This window comes from Myxococcus sp. NMCA1 (genome assembly GCF_026810205.1).
In the GTDB taxonomy this organism is placed as follows: domain Bacteria; phylum Myxococcota; class Myxococcia; order Myxococcales; family Myxococcaceae; genus Myxococcus; species Myxococcus xanthus_A.
Map to the genome: position 1 here is coordinate 5,668,323 of NZ_CP113950.1, position 18,526 is coordinate 5,686,848.

Here is an 18,526-nt window from a genome sequence, read left to right on the forward strand (position 1 = left end):
GGAGGGAGGCGACTCCTGCACGCGCTCGATGAGCATTCTTCGAGGCAAGCCAGCCGGAATCGTGGCCCAAACTCCTTCAAGCACTCCACTCATTTGCACTGAAATCACCTCCAATGATTCGTAGCGATCCCAGCGGCAACAAGGTTCCAACCATCCCCCTCTATCCGCAAGTAGGCGTAGAACATCACGACGTCGTCGCGGGGCTCGTTGAAACACTGAGACGTGTTAGAGACCTGCTCCAAACTGCTTCTGCTTGAACACGCTCCACCCGCGCCCCAGCATGCTCCGGCTGCGTCAATTCCAAACCTGCCAGGTCGGATTGGGATTCGCGCCGACGAAATCGACTGCCCCACCGGGCTCTCACAGTCGGCTTCAGTTCACGACAGCGCCACCCATTGACACTGACAGTGAACCCATGAACTCCTCCGGTATGAATCACCAGGGGGCGCGCATCCGTGAGCCGAGCGACGTCAAAGTCGGTACGCCGGAGTGAGTCGACCCGGCCTTCGGATTCATCCAGACGTCCTGAGAGCGCGCCGTCGGAGCGGTCTGCGCCTGGCGTTCCCGCCTTCCTGCGCGGGCGGCCCGGCGAGAGTGGCCCTGGCGCACGCGCCCGCCCCAACTCCGCATCGGGTGTCCCGCGTTACATGCGAGGTGGATTGGCGTCCCCCCTCGGACCTCCGGTCCAGGCGAAGTGCGCGGCGTGTGAGTCCGGAGGCGGCCCGTGCGCGGCGTGCGGGGAGAAGGACGCGGTGCAGCCGCAGGCGGCCGGAGGCACCGTGGAGTCACGGCCCGCGGCCATCCAGCGCGAGGCCCATGCAGGTGTGAAGGATGCCAGCGCTCCCCTTCCCCATTTCGTACAGCTCCAGCAGGCGTTCGGCCGCCATGACCTGTCAGACGTTACAGCCCGTGTGGGAGGTGATGCAGCGCTCGCGAGCGACCGGATGGGAGCCCATGCCTTCACGATGGGCAATCGCATCGCCTTTCGTGGCCCACCCGACCTGAGACTGGCGGCACACGAAGCGGCACACGCTGTTCAGCAGCGCTCCGGCGTACAGCTCCAAGACGGCGTCGGTCACCCAGGAGACCCCTACGAGCGCCAGGCAGATGAGGCCGCTGACGCCGTGGTCCGAGGCGAAACCGCCGAGCCCATCCTCGACCGGACGGTGGGCCCCTCCGGTCCTCCGGTGACGGGAACGTCTCCGAGCGCAGCGCCCGTCCAGCCCTTCCTCGCAACCAACGTCCACCGCCTCTTCGAACCGCCTGCGGCACCGTCCCGAATGCCCAGGCCGCGAGGTGGCGGTGGCACCTCCAACGGCGGTTCGCGCGAATCAACCGAAGCCCGCGCGGCCCAGGATGGACAGTCCACCGACAGCGGCTCGGGGGCCGCTGGAAGCGCGCTTGGCGCCGCGGCGGGCCCCGCGACGGATGCACTGACTTCCGGTCCACCAGAGCCCACGAGCGACACGGTCGCGCCTCCTGGCGGTACCGATGGCGCACAGGCCTGCGTGGGCGGAGGCCCCCAGAGCGCAACCTGCTACACGGAGGACATTGAAGAGCCGGAGGAGGAGCCCGACCAAGAGCCTCCCGAGCCAGCGCCCACGGAGTCGCAGGAAGCCGCCTCCAGTGTCAGTCCCGATGCCGAGGAGCAGGACAACTGCCCCATCGAGGAAGCCATCTCCGAGCAGGCGCCCTCCTCCACGGAAGCCGCGGCGCCCGCGCAGTCCACGCTGGAAAGCAACGCTTCCGCCTCCGAAGCCTCGGACGCTTCCGCGGAAGGGGCCCCCACGGGTGACGACGCGGCCTCACTGTCCTCGGAGGCATCTGGGGGTAGTGGCGGAGCCCCGGCGGAAGACACCGCGAATGAAGCCGCTCGTGCGCCGCTGGACGAAGCCATCGCCACGACCGAAGTCCAGCGGTGGGATGCCGTGGCAGCGTATGGCAGTGCGTCCGCCTCGCTCGCCAATGCAGGGGCAGGTGCCATTTCGCTCCGAGGCGGCGTGCAGTTCGTCCCAGCGCCGGGTGCGACCTCGGCGGACGACGCGCGACGTGTTGACGCGAACTCACGCGCGGACGCGTTCTTCCTTCAGGCGGCCAATCGAATCGAGGACGCGGTTCTCCTGACGCTGGATGATGTTCCAGCCCGCATCGGTGCGCTCGCCGAGACGTACAAGAGCGCGATCTCCGCCTCCATGGAGGAACAAAAGGCGGCCATCAGCGCCAGCGTGGAGCAGGCACGCGTCGCCGCCACCGCACAGGCCGAGGGCGCCCGCCAGCAAGTCCTGTCCGAGCATTCGACCACCGTCTCCACCATCCACTCGGAGACTGACAGTGCGCTCGAGTCGCTCCGGGCCGTCTACGACTCCGGAGTGCTTCTCGTTGACGAGCAGGAGTCCGGCACGCTGGACAGCGTCAACTCCCTCTACGCCCAGGCACGCATTGCCCACGAGGCACTCGGTCCGACAGTGGGCGATGAGTGCATCCAGCTCGGCGAGGAGTACGCGGAGGAATACGAAGGCTGCAAGATCAACAAGAAGGACAGCTTCTTCGCGGGCTATCTGACCGATCGCCGCGCCGAGGCCCAGATGAAGGCCGCGCGCGAGACGGCCAAGGGCTATCGCAAGAGCCTGGTGGACACGGCCACGAAGCAGGCCGGCGAGGCGATGAAGGGGCGCCAGCGGGACCGCTGCGGCGTCATCGCCGCCGCCCGCCGTGCCCGCGAGACGCTCGACACGCAGTACGAGCAACTCGTCACCGCGCTCGAAAGCAGCCGGACACAAGCCCTGACGCAGGCGGAGACCACGCGCGACTCGATGATGGCCTCCGTCGACTCGGCCTTCATCGCCGAGTTGGCCCGACTGGACCGCCACGAACACGACCAGCGCCAGTCCGTGAATGACACGGGCTACCTGCAACAGAGCCTCATCGAGCTGGCGGCCTTCGCCTCGGCGACGTCCATCCAGAACGCCGTGACGGGCGCCATCGACACCCTGGTGCAGGCGCTCACGGGCGTGCGCGACCTGTTCGCCACGCAGTCCGCTCCAGAGGGCGAACACCTGGAGCGCATCCTCGGGCAAGCCATGGGCGGGCTTGAAGGTGGGCTGGATGGCCTCGTCTCCCAGGTGGAGCATGGAGCCGCCGGCGCCCTGGAGCGCGTGGACGGCGTGGGAAACCAGGGACTGGAGGCCATGCTGCGGCTGGGCCAGTCCTCCGAGGAAGCGACAGCGGCCCTGGTCGATTCCTTCACGGCTTCCATGGGCGCATTGGCAGCAGGAGCGACCACCAGCTTCGGCCAGCAGCGCGACGCGTTCACCACGCAAGCACAACAGGTGGCTTCGGACGGAGCCACCGGCCTGGAGACCGTGGCCACCGGCTTCCAGACGACCTGCACGACGATTCTCACCCACGTCGAGAGCGCACTGGTGGACTCCGCGGACGCGCTGGAACAGAGCCTCCGCGCCTCCAAGGCGCAGCTCGACTGCGACATTCCCGTCCAGGCCCAAGAGGCGGCGTCGAAGGAACAGCCCGCCTGGAAGGGCGTGCTGGCGGTGGTGCTCATCATCGCCATTGTCATCGTGGTGGCACTGGTCGTGGGCCCGGCGGTCATTGGCGCGGTGGGGGCGGCGGCGAGCGCGCTGGGCGCCACCGCGGCAGCCGCGACCATTGGAACCATCGTGGGTGGTGCCATTGTCGGCGCGGCGACGTCGGCCGCCATCCAGGTCCTCAACAACTGGGCGTCGGGCGAGCGCCTCATGGCGGGCGTGGGCAAGGCCGCGTTGATGGGCGCGATTGGCGGCATCGTTGGCGCGGGTGCGGGCGCCATCATCCAGAACGCCGTCAAGAACGTGGCTCTTCAGTTCGTGGCCAACATCGCCGCAGATGCGGTGCTGGAAGTCGCCACCCAGCTCATCACGGGCGAGTTCTCCTGGAATGCGCTGGGCATGTCGGTGCTCATGTCCGTCGTCACCGGCGGCTTCGGCGAAGTCCCTCGCATCAAGCGCGTTCAGCAACGGTGGATGGCTCGCGGCGCGGGCGTCGTGCCCGGATCGAGGGCCCGTGCCTTCCGCGAGTCCATCACTCCCCGGCCTCCAGCGGAGAGCGAGGCCGTGACGACCGTAAGTCCCCGCCCCGAGGCCGAGACCGACAGCACTACGACGGCACGTCCCGAGGCCGACGCTGACGCCAGCACGGCGCCACGCCCCGAGGCAGAGGCGCAAGCCACGAAGACTCCGCAGCCCGAGGATGGGGCAGCCACGCAGTCTACGCCCCGCGCAGAAGACATTGCTGAGACCGACTTGCCCCCCCGCTCCGAAGCCGATGTCGAGCCAACTGATCTCCACTCGGAGGTCGGAGCAAGTGCACCTCCACGCGCTCAAGCCGAAGCGGAATCCACCTCCCAGGGCGCCGCGTCCAACACTCCCGGAAAGAAGAGCGAAGACAATCTCGACTTTTACGAAGACATCGAAACGAACCCGAAAGGCAGAGCACGACAAACGCTCGGCTGGTCCGGAGACATCCATTCTCCGACTTCAAGTTCACCGCATCTTGACTTCATCAAGGGCGGAATAGACTTCATGGAGAGCATCTCCAATGGGATGCAACACCGACTCGACATGCTGCTCCACCGGTCTCACCAATCCTATGAGCAGCACGTGGCACGCATCAATGAGCAAATGGCTGCGCTCGTCAACGACCCCATCACGCAGGCCAGACTGGCCTCGCTGCGCAAGAACTACAAAGCCAATCAAGCAGAAATCCAGCGCATTGAGGCCGACATTGCCCAACAATACGAAGCGCTAAGGCTCAGTCGCTACCAGGCGGGAAAGGCGCGCGAAACGCGGTCGGCGGCGAACAAGCAACCTGCAGAGAAGGTCATGAGCGAGTTGCGCACCGCACTCCTCGGTGCCGACAGTCCGGCCGCGGCGGCCATTGCAGCCAAACCAACCTTTACGGAGAAGGGCCTCAAGACAATCCATGACTTCGGCCGCACCGAAGCCGATATCCGCGCCGACATCGCCGACCATTACCGCATGACGGGCAACGCCCCAGATGACGGCATGACCGTCACCAAGCTCGGCGGCCCAATGGATGTCCGACCGGAATACTATCACGCGCCTAATTGGCTCAACGTTGGCGCATCCCCCTCCTCCGGGAAAATACACCACGAACTGGGCCACCGCATCGAACATGTCGATCCTGTGGTCTCGACCGCGTCGAAGTCTTTCGTTGAAGCGCGAGCCAGACGGTTCGTTCAGCCCGGCGATCCAATTCACACGGAATCCATCAACAAACTCACCGATTCTACGGATTACAAGGCGAATGAATTTGCCCATGAAGGTGGGTTCTTCCACAAGTACGTCGGGAAAGTCTACCCAGGCCCAGAGACGGAGGTCGTCACCATGGGGCTCGAGCATTTCGAAAACCCGAGCACCATGGTGGCTCTCTATCGCCAGGACCCAGAGCATTTCTTCTATGTCTTGGGTGTCATTCAACGGACCCGAGCACGGGCTGGCTTCCCGGCGACCACCTCGACTGGTACGGTAGGAGACTGAGCCATGTTCCGCTATCGATTGGTCATTCCGTCGTCCTCGCCATCCGTCTCCGCCCAGGATGAAATCGTCGTCAGCCTGAACGCGGAGTACAAAGATCAGTTCGTGCCCCTTCAGTTCGAGGGACCTGCCGCCTCCATTGAGGTGGTGCACCGGGCGATCGTGGACGCACGTGGGTACAAGAAGCGGGAGTTGAACCTCAAGGCCAAGCTCATGCCTGTCGACCTCGTAGCGGCCATGAGCAGCGCCCACATGCAGCCATTCCAACCGCAGCTCATCGAGGGAGAGGACATACTCTCGCGACGAAGCCCTCCCAACCAGAGCACCGAGGAGCTCACCCGTAGCTTCGGGAGCCAATTCGCAGGCTGGTTGGTCGTCGACCTCCCTGGCCCCGTGCAGCCCTCGAGTTACGAGTGGGAAATCCTCATGACGTCGCTGAACGAGACCCTCTTCGAATGGTCTTTCTGGCGCCCCAAGCACGAGTCCCAGGAACAAGCCGCCCGTGCCCTGGTCGGCCCCCTCAGCGAAGGGCTGGCCCACGAGACGATGCGCTTGAGACACGTGTATGAGAGCCGCCCCGTTGCGCGGCGTCTCGTCCCCCCCGCGTTGACACCTGAGCAGGCGCACGAAGTCGCCAGTGTCTTCGTCGAAGCGTTCGACACCGCGGGCCCCGGCGATGATGGCGCCGCGGCGCTCATCGTCCGGCTGCATGAGAAGCTCAATGCACTCGGACTCATGAGCCGGAGAGAGACATGACCGCCAGCGCGCGCGACATCCTCCACGCCCTTCTCCAGAAGAAGGCTCGCGCGCGGGACCTTCAGCTTCACAGTACGGACCTCGCTGGCGCCCCACTCGACGGACTGCGTGGAGACGGCTTGGACCTGGGCCAGGCCAACCTCCACGGCGCGAGTCTGCGCGGCGCCCAGCTTTCCGCCTGTTCGCTGGAGCGCGCGGTTCTCGAGGAAGCCGTGCTGGAAGGTGCGACACTTCGGCAGTGCCGGCTCGATGGCGCCGACCTGCGACGGGCTCGGCTCTCCGAGGCCCGCCTCGAGGACAGCTCCGCGCGCGGCACGGACCTGTCCCAAGCCAACCTGAGCAAAACCCGGCTCTCGGAGACATCGTTCTCACGCGCCATCCTCCGCGAAGCCGTGCTCGACGGCGCGGAAGGCGTCGGCGTGGAGTTACGGGGCGCGGACCTCACGGGCGCGTCACTCGTGGACGTGCGGCTGGACGAGGCGGACTTTCGCGGCGCCGACCTGACGGGTGCCAACGTGTCAGGCGGAAGCTTCCGCCACGCGGACTTCCGAGGCGCCATCGTGGACGGCGTGCAGTGGAACGGGTGCGACCGCACCGGCGCCCGCTTCGATGCGGAGGACGCCACCCCGCCGCGCTCCCAGCCCAGCGATACGGGCATCCCGCCCAGCGCGCCCGAGAACTTCGATGCCCCTGCGATGGCCACCTGGCTCGGAAACCTGATGGAGCACGCGCTGCGCTCCGCGCCAGGCAGCGTGCACGGCGCAGCCACACGAGGCCCTGAGACACCCGCCGAGTTGTTACAACTCCTCGGCTCGCTGCAGCAGGACCTCGGCGCCCGTGGCGTTGAACTCCCGGACCTGACCGCACGCGTCCAACCGCTGCTCTCCGCCCTGGAACAGCGTGGCGATGAGCCGCCCGCGGAATGGAAGGCCTTGCTCGAGGGGCTTGACTCGAACGCCGAAGACATCGTCCGCGCGCTGCTCGACCGGCTTCAGGCACCTCGATAGGCATCTCCCACCGTCTCAACAGGTCTCAGATATTTCACCCACCGCATGAGGTGACTTGACTCAACGTGGATATTTCGACACCATATCCATACTCGAAGGCGAATCTCATTCACCTTTAGAACATACACGCGGTGCACTTGGGGGGACCAACGTGGCCGGCTTTTCCGCCATCTATTCGGTAGGCGATTCGCTGGTCTCATATCTGAGACACGCCTACGAGTTGTCTCACGAGCCCGAAGGCCTGCCCACGTGCCGTTTCGAGCTCGTCCCAAGCGGAAAGATGGCTGGAAGCGAGACAAACACCCCTCCGGTCGAAGTCCCAGGCGTCACCCTCTTTCTCTACCGCGTCGCAGTCAACGAGCACCTGCGCAATGAGCCACGCGCGGAAGCGCCTCCGCCGCTCGCACTGGACCTGCATTACCTGCTCACGGTCTGGGCTGAAAACGTCGACGACGAGCACCGCATCATGGCCTGGGTCATGTTGCAGCTTCACACGCACAACGCGTTGAGCGCCTCGGACCTGTCCCCCGTGGGCGTCTGGCGCCCGGACGAGCTGGTGCAAATCATCCCAGCGGAAATCCCTCAAGAAGACATCTTGCGGATGTGGGATGCCTTGCGGCGCCCCTATCGCCCTTCCGTCACGTACGTCGCCCGTGTCGTCTGCATCGACGTGCAAGGCAAACCCGCTGGACGGCCCGTGGTGGCGCGGCGCTTCGACTTCACGAACGAGGTGCCCAGGTCATGAGGCTCGAGCGCACCGAGAGCCGCGCCCTGGCCGCCATCCGCTTCCTCGACGCGGAGACGCAACGCCCTCTCTCGGAGCCCATCACCATCGCGGGGCAAGGCCTCCGCTTCGCTCGCAACGTCCGCGGGCTGCACGTGGTGACGGACGCGCCGGGCTTCTCCGACTACGCGGCGAGCTTCGAGTTGCCGGACCCGCTTCCCGCCGCGGCCGCCTTCACCCTGGTGGCGAGCGACCCCACACTCCGCTACCTGGCCCGGAGCTTCACGCTCGAATTGCCACGAGACGCAACGGCTCCGCCCACGGGACAGCCGCTCCCACCAGACTCCGTCTTTCGCCCGGTCGACGTCACGCTCTACCCGTCGCCGCTGATGCGTCCGTCCGCGCGAAGTGCCGTGGTGCGGCTCCGTGTCGTGGACGTCAACGACACACCCCTGCCCGGCGCGCTGGTGTCGCTCGCGCTGGCCGACCCGGAAATCACGCGCTGGGGCCTGTCGAACGAGCGGGGTGACGCGCTCATCCTCGTGCCCGGCATTCCCATCGCGGACTGGAGCAACCCCGAGGCCCCCATCCACTTCACCTTCAGCCTGGCCGCGGCTTGGGCCGCCTCGACACAACCGCCCGACCCCGACGCGCTCTCCCTGGACTTCCACCCTTTGAGCAGCACCCTCGACGTCGCCGCCGGCGAAGAGGTCACCACCACCATCAAGCTCGATTGGGTCGAGCTCTGAACGCAGACCAATGACGGCGCGACCGCGCGCCACGTAACGAGAAAGTGGGGGCTCGCGTGCCTGAATATCTCGCACCCGGTGTCTACGTCGAAGAGACGAGTTTCCGAGCCAGGTCCATCGAGGGCGTCAGCACCAGCACCAGCGGCTTCGCGGGCCCGGCACGCAAGGGCCCCGTTTCCGGCACCCCGTCGCTGGTGACGAGCTTCCCCGAATTCGTCCGGCTCTTTGGTGGCCTCGCGGACCTGGACCTCACCGGCACCCAGGAGACGACCAACTACCTGGCGCACTCGGTCCGCGCTTACTTCAACGAGGGCGGCTCCCGCCTCTACGTGGCGCGCGTCTTCTCGGGGACGCCGGCCAACGCCACCGCTGGCGCGGACGTCATTCCCAACGCGGACGCGAACCTGCGCGCACGCTTCACCGCGAGGTTTCCCGGCCGCGCGGGCAACGGGAGCATCAGGGTCCGGGAGGTGCTCGCGCCCGCCACGGTCGGCGCCATGCGGCGCGCGCCCACGGGCAGCCTGGTCCGGCTGAATCAGACCGCCGCCTCGGCCGCGCGCGTCGTAGGCACCCTGCCCCCGCCCTTCAACATCCCCGATGGCACCACGCTCACGCTGACGTTCGACGGGAACACCGACGTCACCCTCACCTTCTCCGGGCGCAATGCCGAAGCAGCAGCGACGGCGGAGCTCGACCCCACGACGACGTTCCTTGAAGCCAACCAGACGCTCACCGTCACCCTTGGCGGACAGGCGCAGACCCTCACCCTGCCCACCGATACGCCGTTGACGCCCGCGGAGGTCGTGGACGCGCTCAACCGGCAGCTCCGGGGTGGTTACGCCCGGCTCAGCGGCGCCGATGACGCCGCGCCCGTCGGCCGTCTCCTCCTGGGTACCGATACCCGCGGTACCGGGGCCCTCATCCAGGTCTCGGCCAACCCGCAGCTCAAGCTCGCCGCACAGACGGTCGACAACGCGGCGGACCCGCAGAGCAACGTGAGCGACCTGGGCGCGGTGTCCCTCGCCGACATCCAGGCGCTCCTGGGCGCCAACGCCACGGCGTCCGTCGATGACAACAAGCTCATCATCAGCCACCCGCTCCCCGGCGCCAGCCATTCGTTGGAGGTGGCCTCGGTGAGCTCCAGCGCGCTGGGCCTGGACGCGGCCACCGCGGAGCCCGGGACGGACGGCACCGCGGGGGTGACCTGGTGGCTGAAGCAGGCGAACGACACCTGGTCCAACGGCAGTGACACGTTGCCGCTGCCGAACGACACCGCGTCGCAGTTCCAGCAGCTGCCCGGGGACAGCCAGTTCGTCACGCTCACCGTCACCACACAGGACGGTGACGGGCAGGAGCGGCTGTACGAAGGGCTGGGCGTGGACCGCGCCCATCCCCGTTACCTGGGCCACGTGCTCACCCCTTCGCCCGCCACGCTCTCCGAGCAGATGGAGCGGATGTACGCGTTCGAGGCGGGCAACGGCGTGTCCACGTTCGCCCTGCGCACGGCGCTGGCCGCGGGCCCCTTCACGCTCACCGGCGGTTCCGACGGGAGCGAGCCGAGCGCGGCCTCGTACGAAGACGCGTTCGAGCGGCTGGGCGGCGTGGAGGACATCTCCATCATCGCCGCGCCAGGCTCCTCGGCGTATGCGACGGCGCAGGCAGTGAGGCTCGGGCTCATCAGCGCCGCGGAGCGACGCCGTGCCTATCGCATCGCGGTGCTGGACACGCCGCGCGGATACGGGCCGCAGGACGCGCTGGCACTTCGCGCGCAGGTGGACTCGACCAAGGCCGCGCTCTACTACCCCTGGGTCGTCGTCGCCAACCCGCTGGCCGGGCCCGAGGCGGCCGATGTCCCTCGTGAGATCGCGCTTCCGCCGTCCGCCTTCCTGTGCGGCATCTACGCCCGCAGCGACATCGAGCGCGGCGTGTTCAAGGCGCCCGCGAATGAAGTGGTCCGTGGCGCGCTGCGCTTCGAGCAGGACATCCACTTCGCGCAGCAGGAGACGCTCAATCCACAGGGCGTCAATTGCCTGCGCTTCTTCCCGGGACGCGGCTACCGCGTGTGGGGCGCGCGCACCGTCAGCTCCGACCCGGAATGGAAGTACGTGAACGTGCGGCGCTACTTCAACTTCCTGGAGCGCTCCGTGGACGAAGGCACGCAGTGGGCCGTGTTCGAGCCCAACGGCGAGCGCCTGTGGGCCAACATCCGCGAGACGATTGGCAGCTTCCTCGAGAACCAGTGGCGCACCGGCGCGCTGTTGGGAACGGACCCGAAGCAGGCGTTCTTCGTCCGGTGTGACCGCACCACCATGGACCAGAACGACCTCGATAACGGCCGGCTCGTCTGCCTCATCGGCGTGGCGGTGGTGAAGCCCGCTGAGTTCGTCATCTTCCGCATCGGCCAGAAGACGGCGGATGCCCGGACCTAACGCAAAGGACTCGCCGCCATGCCTACCCGCCCCACGCCCTACGGCGCCTTCAATTTCGAAATCAGCTTCGACGGCACGTCCTTCGGTGGGTTCTCCGACGTGTCCGGACTCAGCACCGAAGTCACCCTCTCCGAGTACCGCGAGGGCAGCGACCCGGAGAACCACGTGCGCAAGGTGCCCGGCGCCTTCAAGACGGGCGACGTCACCCTCAAGCGTGGCGTCGTCGACTCGCGGGCCATCTGGACGTGGGTGGAGGACGTCCGCCGCAACGGCCCGCTGGGCCGCAAGGCCGCCGTCACCATCCGCTTGCTCGACGAGGCGCGCAACCCCGTGCAGTCCTGGAAGTTGGTGAACGTCACGCCCATGAAGTTCACCGGCCCCACGCTGGCCGCCAAGGGTGGCGGAGACGTGGCCATGGAAGAGCTCGTCCTCGCCGCGGAGACGGTGCGGATGGGCTTCCCGGACGTGGACTGAGCGGAGCATCAGGGGGAGCTCCCGGGCCATGCGGCGACTGACCTTCGAAGTCACAGAGCGCGTGGCGCCCACCGCGCCCGAGCGGATGGACGTGGCCCTCTTCGTGGGCTTCGTCCGCCGCCGCCCGGGCGCGTCCGTGCCCACCGCGCTGTCGCGCTACCTGTTCGAGCAGGGGTGGATGACCGCCCCCACGCTCCGCGTGGACCCCAACGACCCGCAGGCCCCGCTCACCGACGTCCCCCTGCCCTTCGAGAGCTTCGCCGCCTTCGAGCGACTCTTCGACTGGCGAGCCCGCACCGGAACCGCTCCCGACGAGTTCACCGCCCTGGGAGCGGCGGTGCAGGCCTTCTTCGTCCAGGGCGGGCGCAAGTGCTACGTGGTGCGCATGGCGGACCCGCTCACTCCAGGGGCGGAACGCGCCACGCGGCTCGGGCGGCTGAACCTGCTGCTGCCGGGCAGCAGACTGCCGGCGCCTCCCGGCATGGAGCACTCCGCCTCCGCCGTGGACCGCACGACGTGGCACGGCGCGGCCCACCTGTTCGGCCTGCAGGACGTGTCCTTCCTCTGCCTTCCAGACCTGCCGGAGCTGGTGGCGGATGCGCCCGAGCCACTCCCCATCCCCCGCCTTCCACCCGCAGGTGCCCCCGGGTTCGTGGAATGCGCCACGCATGGCGCGGCCACCGGGTCCGAGTGGAAGACACCGGAGCGCGCGGCGCCTCGCTGCGGACTCACCGCCTACCTGGACTGGGCGGCCTTCCTCGCCGTAGTGGCCGAACTCCTCCGCGACAGGCGCCTGCGGGAGACGCACCTGGTCGCGGCGCTGCCGCTGCCCTCGACAAGCCTGGTCTTCGATACTCCCGCGGGCAAGCGCGCCGCGACGCAGGACCTGGGCGCGTTCCTCCATGCCAGCGGAGTGCTCACCCCATTCCAGAGCGCGTTCATCCAGCTCGCCTATCCGTGGCTGCGGACCGCGTCCTCGGAGGGACTTCCGGAGCGGCTGGCGGCCCCTGACGGGACGCTGACGGGGGTGCTGGCACGCAACGCACTGCTCCGCGGCACCTTCCGAAGCGCCCTGGGACTGGGGCTCGCGGAGGTACGGGAGGTCTTCCCTATCCCAACACGCCTGGACCAGGAACCGCGCGAGCCGGGTTCGCCGCTGCGCGCACTGGGCGAGCGCGTCACGTTGCTGGGGCCCACGCCCCGCGGGATGCAGGTGTTGTCCGACGTGACGTCCAGCCAGAGGGTCAGCCACCGTCAGGCTCCGGTGAGCCGGCTCATCTCCTCGGTGCTGCGAGCGGCGAGGCAGCTCGGCGCGGACCTGACGTTTTCACCTTCCAACGAGGACACCTGGTTGGCGCTGCGCTACCGGATGGAGTCCGTGCTCGGCCGGTTCTTCGCGGAGGGCGCACTGCGAGGAGCGACGCCGCGCGACGCGTTCTCCGTGCGGTGTGACCGGACGACCATGACGCAGGACGACCTCGATAACGGGCGGCTCATCGCGCTGGTGGAGCTGGCTCCCGCGGCGGCAATCGAACGGGTGCAGGTCCTTCTCTCCGCGTTGGAGGGCGACGTGTCGCTCCAGCAGGAGGAAGCCGCATGAGCGGAGACCTCTGGCCCCTGCACACCTTCCGTTTCGAACTCACATTCCAGCCCGAGCCGCTGTCGGGCAGTGGCCCGGAAGAGGCTCCCGTGGACGGAGCCTTCTCCGAGTGCACGGGTCTGGAAGCCACCATGGAGCCCAAGGCCATTCGCGTGGGCGGCCACAACCTGGGCGCCGTGCAGCGCGCCGGGCCGGTGAGCTTTGGCACCGTGGTGCTCAAGCGAGGCCTCTCGTCGGGCGAGCGGCTGGCTCGCTGGTTCATGCGGGTGACGGGCGGCGACTACGGGTACCGGTGCACCGTGCGAATCCGCCTCAAGGCCCCGTCGGAGGACGGAGGGACCCAGACGGTGCTCACCTACAAGCTGGAGCGCGCCATGCCGGTGAAGTTCAAGGCGGCCGACTTCAACGCCCGCGCGACGGACGTCGGTATCGAAGAGCTGCACCTCGTGCACGAAGGACTCTCCCTCGAGGACTAGCGCGCCATGCCAGACACCACTCCCGAGAGCGCGAGCTTCATCAACGAGAGCAACGGCGAAGAGGTGCTGGTGCATTTCAACCCCAGCTCGCTCCAGTACACCGTCACCAACAAGCTCCAGAACGCCCAGGGCCAGGAGAACCAGCAGTTCGTCTCGGAGAGCAGTGCGAAGCTCACCATGGAGCTGGTCTTCGACACCACCGGCACGGGCGCCAACGTCTGCGACCACACGATACGCATTGCGCAGTTCATGGGCGCCAAGAGCCAGATTCCTCCGGACGTCACCTTCCGGTGGGGTGCCTTCGAATTCACCGGTCTGGTGGACACCTATCGGGAGACCATCGACTTCTTCGCGTCCGATGGCATCCCCCTGCGCTCGACCGTCTCGGTGGGCCTGACGCGGCAGCAACGCGTCTTCTCCAGGGGAGCCGAAGGCGAAAGTTCGCGGCAGATGGCCGCTGCGCGCAACCAGCCCATCTCGCGCGCCGTCGCGGAGCAGAACAGTGAAGACAATCCGCGCTTCCCCAGCCAGGACGTGATGACTGTCGACCCTTCCGTCCCGCTAGCCCCGCCCACCGCGTTCGCAACAGGCGGTGCCCTGAGCACGGGCCTGGGGGGTGGAATCGGAGCGGGTGCTGGGTTCGGCGTTGGAGGTGGGTTCAGCGCGGGGGCGGGACTCGGCGTTGGCGGTGGAATCGGCGCGAGTGGCGTGTTCGCCGCCGGTGGTGGCTTCTCGGCCGGCGGTGGCATCTCAGCGGGTGGAGGCTTCTCAGCCGGCGGAGCCTTCTCAGCGGGTGCGGGCGTTTCCGCCGGTGGCGCCTTTTCAGCAGGCGCCTCGTTCGAAGGCAGCGCCTCATTCAGCGCGGGGGCCATGGCGGGAGGCTCAGCTTCATTCGGGGCCAGCACATCTGCGTCGAGCCCGATCTTCTCCGCGGGGGCGTCCTTCTCCGCTGGAGCCAACTTCCCCGCGACCACGGGTGCATCCGGCTCGGGCTGGACCGCGAATGCCTGGTCTGGCGCGCAGGCCTCCGCGGGCCTCTCCGCCACAGCAGGCGCGTTCGCGGGACTGCGTGCCGGTCCTCCTCGCACCTCCGTCCGAATGGAGACCGTGCGCTCCACCGGGCACGTGGACACCTACACCTACGAAACCACCGGAGACGGCCTCTTCGAACTCGGAGGACGCGCCCGGGTCACCAGGCCCCGCTTCGGCGCGACCCTGCCCCCCCGGGGCCGCCTCCGCTTCGAGGGAGATTGAGCCATGTCCATCGTCTTCGACGAGGTCCAGGGGTCCGTCGTCTCGGGCTCCACGCCAGACGCGAGCCAGCGCCCGACCGCGGAGCCAGCGCTCACGCCGCCTCCCGTGGATCCAACAGCGATTGCCCGCGCCATCCGGCTCATCACGCAACGCAAGGCCCGGCTCTTCGCCGACTGAGTCCGCTCCCCGTTCCCCATGACTGACGCCACGTCACAGCCAGAACATCACCGCCCCACGGTGCGCATCTTCGGCAAAGCCGACGCACGCGTGACCGGTCTGGTCAGCAGCATGCGGGTCGAGGAAGCCGAAGGCGGCCTGTGCTCGCTCGAGCTGCGCTTCGAGGCAGTCGCGCGCTACGCCGACACCGTGGCCGAGCAGGTCTTCGAGGACGAGCAGCTGCTCAGGCTCGGGGCCCCCATCGGCATCTACACCGGTCCCGAGAGCGCCCCTCAGGAGATTTTTCGCGGCGTCATCACCGGAGTCGAAGCCGTGTTCTCGCACGACTCCGCGCCGGAGTTCGTCGTGCTCGCCGAGGATGCACTGCAGAAAGCAAGACTCGCGCGGCGCACGCACGTCCACAGCGACATCACACTGGCAGAACTGGCGGAGAAGCTCGCCCGGGACCTGGGCCTGACGCCCATCATCACAGGCCTGCGAGAGTCCCTGGGCCTCCAGGTCCAGTGGAACGAAAGCGACCTGGCCTTCGTGCGGCGGCTGCTGGCCACGCGGGATGCGGACCTGCAGGTGACGGGTGAGGAGCTCCACGTCTCGCCACGGAGCGCGGTGCGCCGGGGCACCCTGGAGCTGACCCTCTACTCTGAACTGCGCCGGGTGCGCGTCACGGCGGACCTGGCGCATCAGGCCACCCAGGTCACTTGCTCCGGGTGGAACGCCATCCAGGGCGCCGTGGTCTCCGGCCAGAGATCCGGCTCGCGTCCCGGCCCCGGCGCGGGTCGTACCGGCGCGGAGCTGCTCCAGCAGACGCTGGGCCCTCGGACAGAACACCTCGGCTCGCTGCCCGTGTCCACCAGCGACGAGGCCACCGCCATCGCCAGGGCCGCCTTCGATGCGCGCGCCCGGCGCTTCGTCCGCATCGACGCCACCGCGGAGGGCACCCCCGCGCTCCGCGTGGGGACCCACGTGAGGCTCAGCGGCATGAGCGCTCGCTTCGACAACACCTACTACGTGGTCCGTGCCAGCCACCGCTACGACACCCTCCACGGCTACGAGACGGACTTCGAGGCCGAGTGCGCCTTCCTGGGAGAGCCATGACCGACACCGCACACGCTCAGGAGCGCCGCCTGCTGGGCGCCATGCTCGGCACCTATCTGGCGAAGGTCGTGTCCGTGGAGGACCCCGAACACCTGGCGCGCGTCCAAGTCCGCCTGCTCACCGCGCCCGAGGGCCTGGCCGATGCGGACGTGGCCTTGTGGGCGCGCGTCGCCGTGCCGTTCTCCGGCAGTGGCTGGGGCGCGCTCTTCCTCCCGGACAAGGATGACGAGGTGGCCGTGGTCTTCGCCGGCGGAGACCCTCGCCAGCCGCTCGTCGTGGGGGGCCTGTGGAACGGGAGCGCCCGTCCGCCGGAGACACCCGGTGGAAAGCGCGTGGACCGCTACGTCATCAAGGCCCGGAATGGCAGCCGCATCGCCATCGTCGAAGCGAGCGAGGGCACCGCGCAAATCACCCTGGAAGTCCCCGGAGGCGTGAGCGCCACGCTGAGCCAGTCCAGCGGGGGCGAGCTCACGCTGGAAGCAGCAGGCAACACCATCACGCTCGCCTCGCAGGGCGTCACCGTCCGGGCCGCGACCACGGTGTCCGTCACCGCCAGTGAGGTGGAGGTGAGCGCCGGTCAGGTCACGGTCAACGCGGCGATGTCGTCCTTCACGGGCATCGTGAAGTGCGACGTGTTGCAGACCAACTCGGTGATGGGCGTGACGTACACGCCAGGGGCGGGCAACGTATGGTAAGCCACCCCGTCAAGCTGCGCGGGCTCGTTTTCGACGGAGCCACCGGAGCCCCGCTGGCGGCCCAGCGCGGCGCTCCCGCGTTCATCGAGCGGCTGGACCAGGAGTTCGTTCAAGCCATCTTCGGCGAGCTCAGGTCCGAGGAAGGCCGCAAGGCGCTGGCGGGCACCTTCATCTCCGATGGGACGCCCAACCCCCAGGGGCTCAAGCTGCTCCAGCCCGTTCACGGGGTGTTCAACGTGGCCTTGCTGGAGGCCTGCTGCGACGTGTTCGGTGAGCCCCGGGTCGAGGCGACCCGAATCGAAAGCGCGGGGCTCGTCATCCGCCGCGTGGGAGCGGGCAATACGCGCGAGGCCTGGGTGCGGCGGGACGGCAAGGTCGCCGGCTGGGTCGTGCTCGACGGAGAGGAACAGGAGCGCGACCCCGACCCGAAACGGCGCGAAGGGCCCGCGGGCTCCGGTCCCGCGGACGTCCGGCGCGAGCTGCTGCGCCTCATGCGGGCCACCAGCCGGGACCAGGAGACCGTGACATCGCTCTTCATCGCGCCGCCCGACGCATGCGCCGCGGCGAAGCGCACCGTGCTGTACGGACTGCTCCAGGTGGCGAGCGGTGAAGCACCCGAGGGCGCATCCAACACAGGGCCCGCTTTCGACGACGCGCAGGTGCGCAGCTTGCTGTCCCCCTACTTCGCCGCGGGAAAGACGGTGGATTGGACAGGGCTCGAAGGACTGTCGGTCACCTACCAGGACGTCGCCCAACGCAGATTGCCGCAGGCGAAGCACGACAAGCTCTCCCTGTTCATCGACTTCCTGCGTGGACTGGCCGCGGTGTTCGACGCCTTCCAGGTGCCCGCGCTCATGACGGCGATGAACCGCGTGCAGCTCGACTATGGCAACGGCCAGAAGCGGCCCGCGGGCACGGCGCTCGCCGGGCTGGCGGACGTCCTCGTCCAGGGGAAGACGGGCACGGTGGTGTTGCCTCGTTCGTGGACGCATCCCAATGCCTCGGATGCAGCCCAGATCCTCCAGGCGGCGAAGGCCGCCACCGCGCCGCGGATGCGGGACCTCATCCCTCCCGAGCGGCGCTTCGAGCGGCGTGGCTCGCGCTACGTCGCCAGGGCCTTCGTCCGGGTCCACCGCGAGGATGGCTGCCCACCCGCCATCGTCTGGAGCGAGGAGAGCGCCCCCTTCACCATCGCCGCCTGGCACGAGCGCGGAAAGCGGCCGCCCGTCCTCATCTCCCTTCCGTCACTCAAGGACCTGAGCGCCTTCAAGCCCAACGTCACCTTCCAGGTGCCGCCGGGGATGAACGAGCTGCTCAACAAGAATTCGCCGAAGGACTTCCTTGAAGGCTCAGCCAGTCCCCCCGCGGGTCAGGGCATCGGGTGGCTGTGTGGGTTCAACATTCCCATCATCACCCTCTGCGCCTTCATCGTCCTCAACCTCTTCCTGTCGCTGCTGAACATCGTCTTCTTCTGGATTGCCCTCATCAAGATCTGCATCCCCATTCCCGCCTCGCTGCGCGAGCGGTTCGAGGACTGACCG

14 protein-coding genes are annotated in these 18,526 nt (G+C 67.9%); all 14 read left to right on the plus strand.

Translation table 11 applies throughout. From position 1 onward, the window contains the following. Window positions 1-647 precede the first annotated feature (647 nt). The 14 genes from OZ403_RS23265 to OZ403_RS23330 all read left to right on the plus strand — a co-directional run bounded on the left by OZ403_RS23265 (window position 648) and on the right by OZ403_RS23330 (window position 18,523). Window positions 648-5,552 carry an eCIS core domain-containing protein gene (locus tag OZ403_RS23265; RefSeq protein WP_442929610.1) on the plus strand — a complete coding sequence of 1,635 codons (4,905 nt, stop codon included), beginning with the start codon at window positions 648-650 and terminating at the stop codon, window positions 5,550-5,552. 3 nt (window positions 5,553-5,555) lie between these two features. Further along, complete coding sequence (locus tag OZ403_RS23270; protein ID WP_140855660.1) at window positions 5,556-6,305, plus strand: hypothetical protein; 750 nt, start codon at window positions 5,556-5,558, stop codon at window positions 6,303-6,305. Then, window positions 6,302-7,312, plus strand: coding sequence for a pentapeptide repeat-containing protein (locus OZ403_RS23275; protein WP_268781768.1), 1,011 nt, complete (start codon window positions 6,302-6,304; stop codon window positions 7,310-7,312). The genes OZ403_RS23270 and OZ403_RS23275 overlap by 4 nt, the downstream gene beginning before the upstream one ends. A 151-nt stretch (window positions 7,313-7,463) precedes the next feature. Then, complete coding sequence (locus tag OZ403_RS23280) at window positions 7,464-8,057, plus strand: DUF4255 domain-containing protein (protein ID WP_140793168.1); 594 nt, start codon at window positions 7,464-7,466, stop codon at window positions 8,055-8,057. Beyond that, window positions 8,054-8,785: a hypothetical protein gene (locus OZ403_RS23285; protein ID WP_268781769.1), complete on the plus strand. Its 732-nt coding sequence runs from the start codon at window positions 8,054-8,056 to the stop codon at window positions 8,783-8,785. The genes OZ403_RS23280 and OZ403_RS23285 overlap by 4 nt, the downstream gene beginning before the upstream one ends. A gap of 56 nt (window positions 8,786-8,841) precedes the next feature. After that, on the plus strand, window positions 8,842-11,214 hold the full coding sequence (locus OZ403_RS23290) for a phage tail sheath family protein (protein ID WP_268781770.1): 2,373 nt from the start codon (window positions 8,842-8,844) through the stop codon (window positions 11,212-11,214). A gap of 18 nt (window positions 11,215-11,232) precedes the next feature. After that, window positions 11,233-11,688: a phage tail protein gene (locus OZ403_RS23295; RefSeq protein ID WP_011554491.1), complete on the plus strand. Its 456-nt coding sequence runs from the start codon at window positions 11,233-11,235 to the stop codon at window positions 11,686-11,688. 28 nt (window positions 11,689-11,716) lie between these two features. Further along, window positions 11,717-13,288, plus strand: coding sequence for a phage tail sheath protein (locus OZ403_RS23300; RefSeq protein ID WP_268781771.1), 1,572 nt, complete (start codon window positions 11,717-11,719; stop codon window positions 13,286-13,288). After that, window positions 13,285-13,764, plus strand: coding sequence for a phage tail protein (locus OZ403_RS23305; RefSeq protein WP_140793178.1), 480 nt, complete (start codon window positions 13,285-13,287; stop codon window positions 13,762-13,764). Before OZ403_RS23300 ends, OZ403_RS23305 begins: the two co-directional genes overlap by 4 nt. 6 nt (window positions 13,765-13,770) lie before the next feature. Beyond that, a complete protein-coding gene (locus OZ403_RS23310; protein WP_268781772.1) occupies window positions 13,771-15,018 on the plus strand; it encodes a CIS tube protein in 1,248 nt (415 codons plus the stop codon). Between the two features lie 3 nt (window positions 15,019-15,021). Beyond that, complete coding sequence (locus OZ403_RS23315; RefSeq protein WP_174258868.1) at window positions 15,022-15,195, plus strand: hypothetical protein; 174 nt, start codon at window positions 15,022-15,024, stop codon at window positions 15,193-15,195. A 111-nt stretch (window positions 15,196-15,306) separates the two neighbouring features. Continuing rightward, the gene (locus tag OZ403_RS23320; protein WP_268781773.1) at window positions 15,307-16,290 is read left to right on the plus strand and encodes a phage late control D family protein; all 984 of its coding nucleotides are present in this window, start codon (window positions 15,307-15,309) and stop codon (window positions 16,288-16,290) included. After that, a complete protein-coding gene (locus OZ403_RS23325; protein ID WP_268781774.1) occupies window positions 16,287-16,985 on the plus strand; it encodes a phage baseplate assembly protein V in 699 nt (232 codons plus the stop codon). Before OZ403_RS23320 ends, OZ403_RS23325 begins: the two co-directional genes overlap by 4 nt. Continuing rightward, entirely contained in the window at window positions 16,979-18,523 is a 1,545-nt protein-coding gene (locus tag OZ403_RS23330) for a hypothetical protein (protein WP_268781775.1), read from the plus strand. Before OZ403_RS23325 ends, OZ403_RS23330 begins: the two co-directional genes overlap by 7 nt. The last annotated feature ends 3 nt before the right edge of the window (window positions 18,524-18,526 follow it).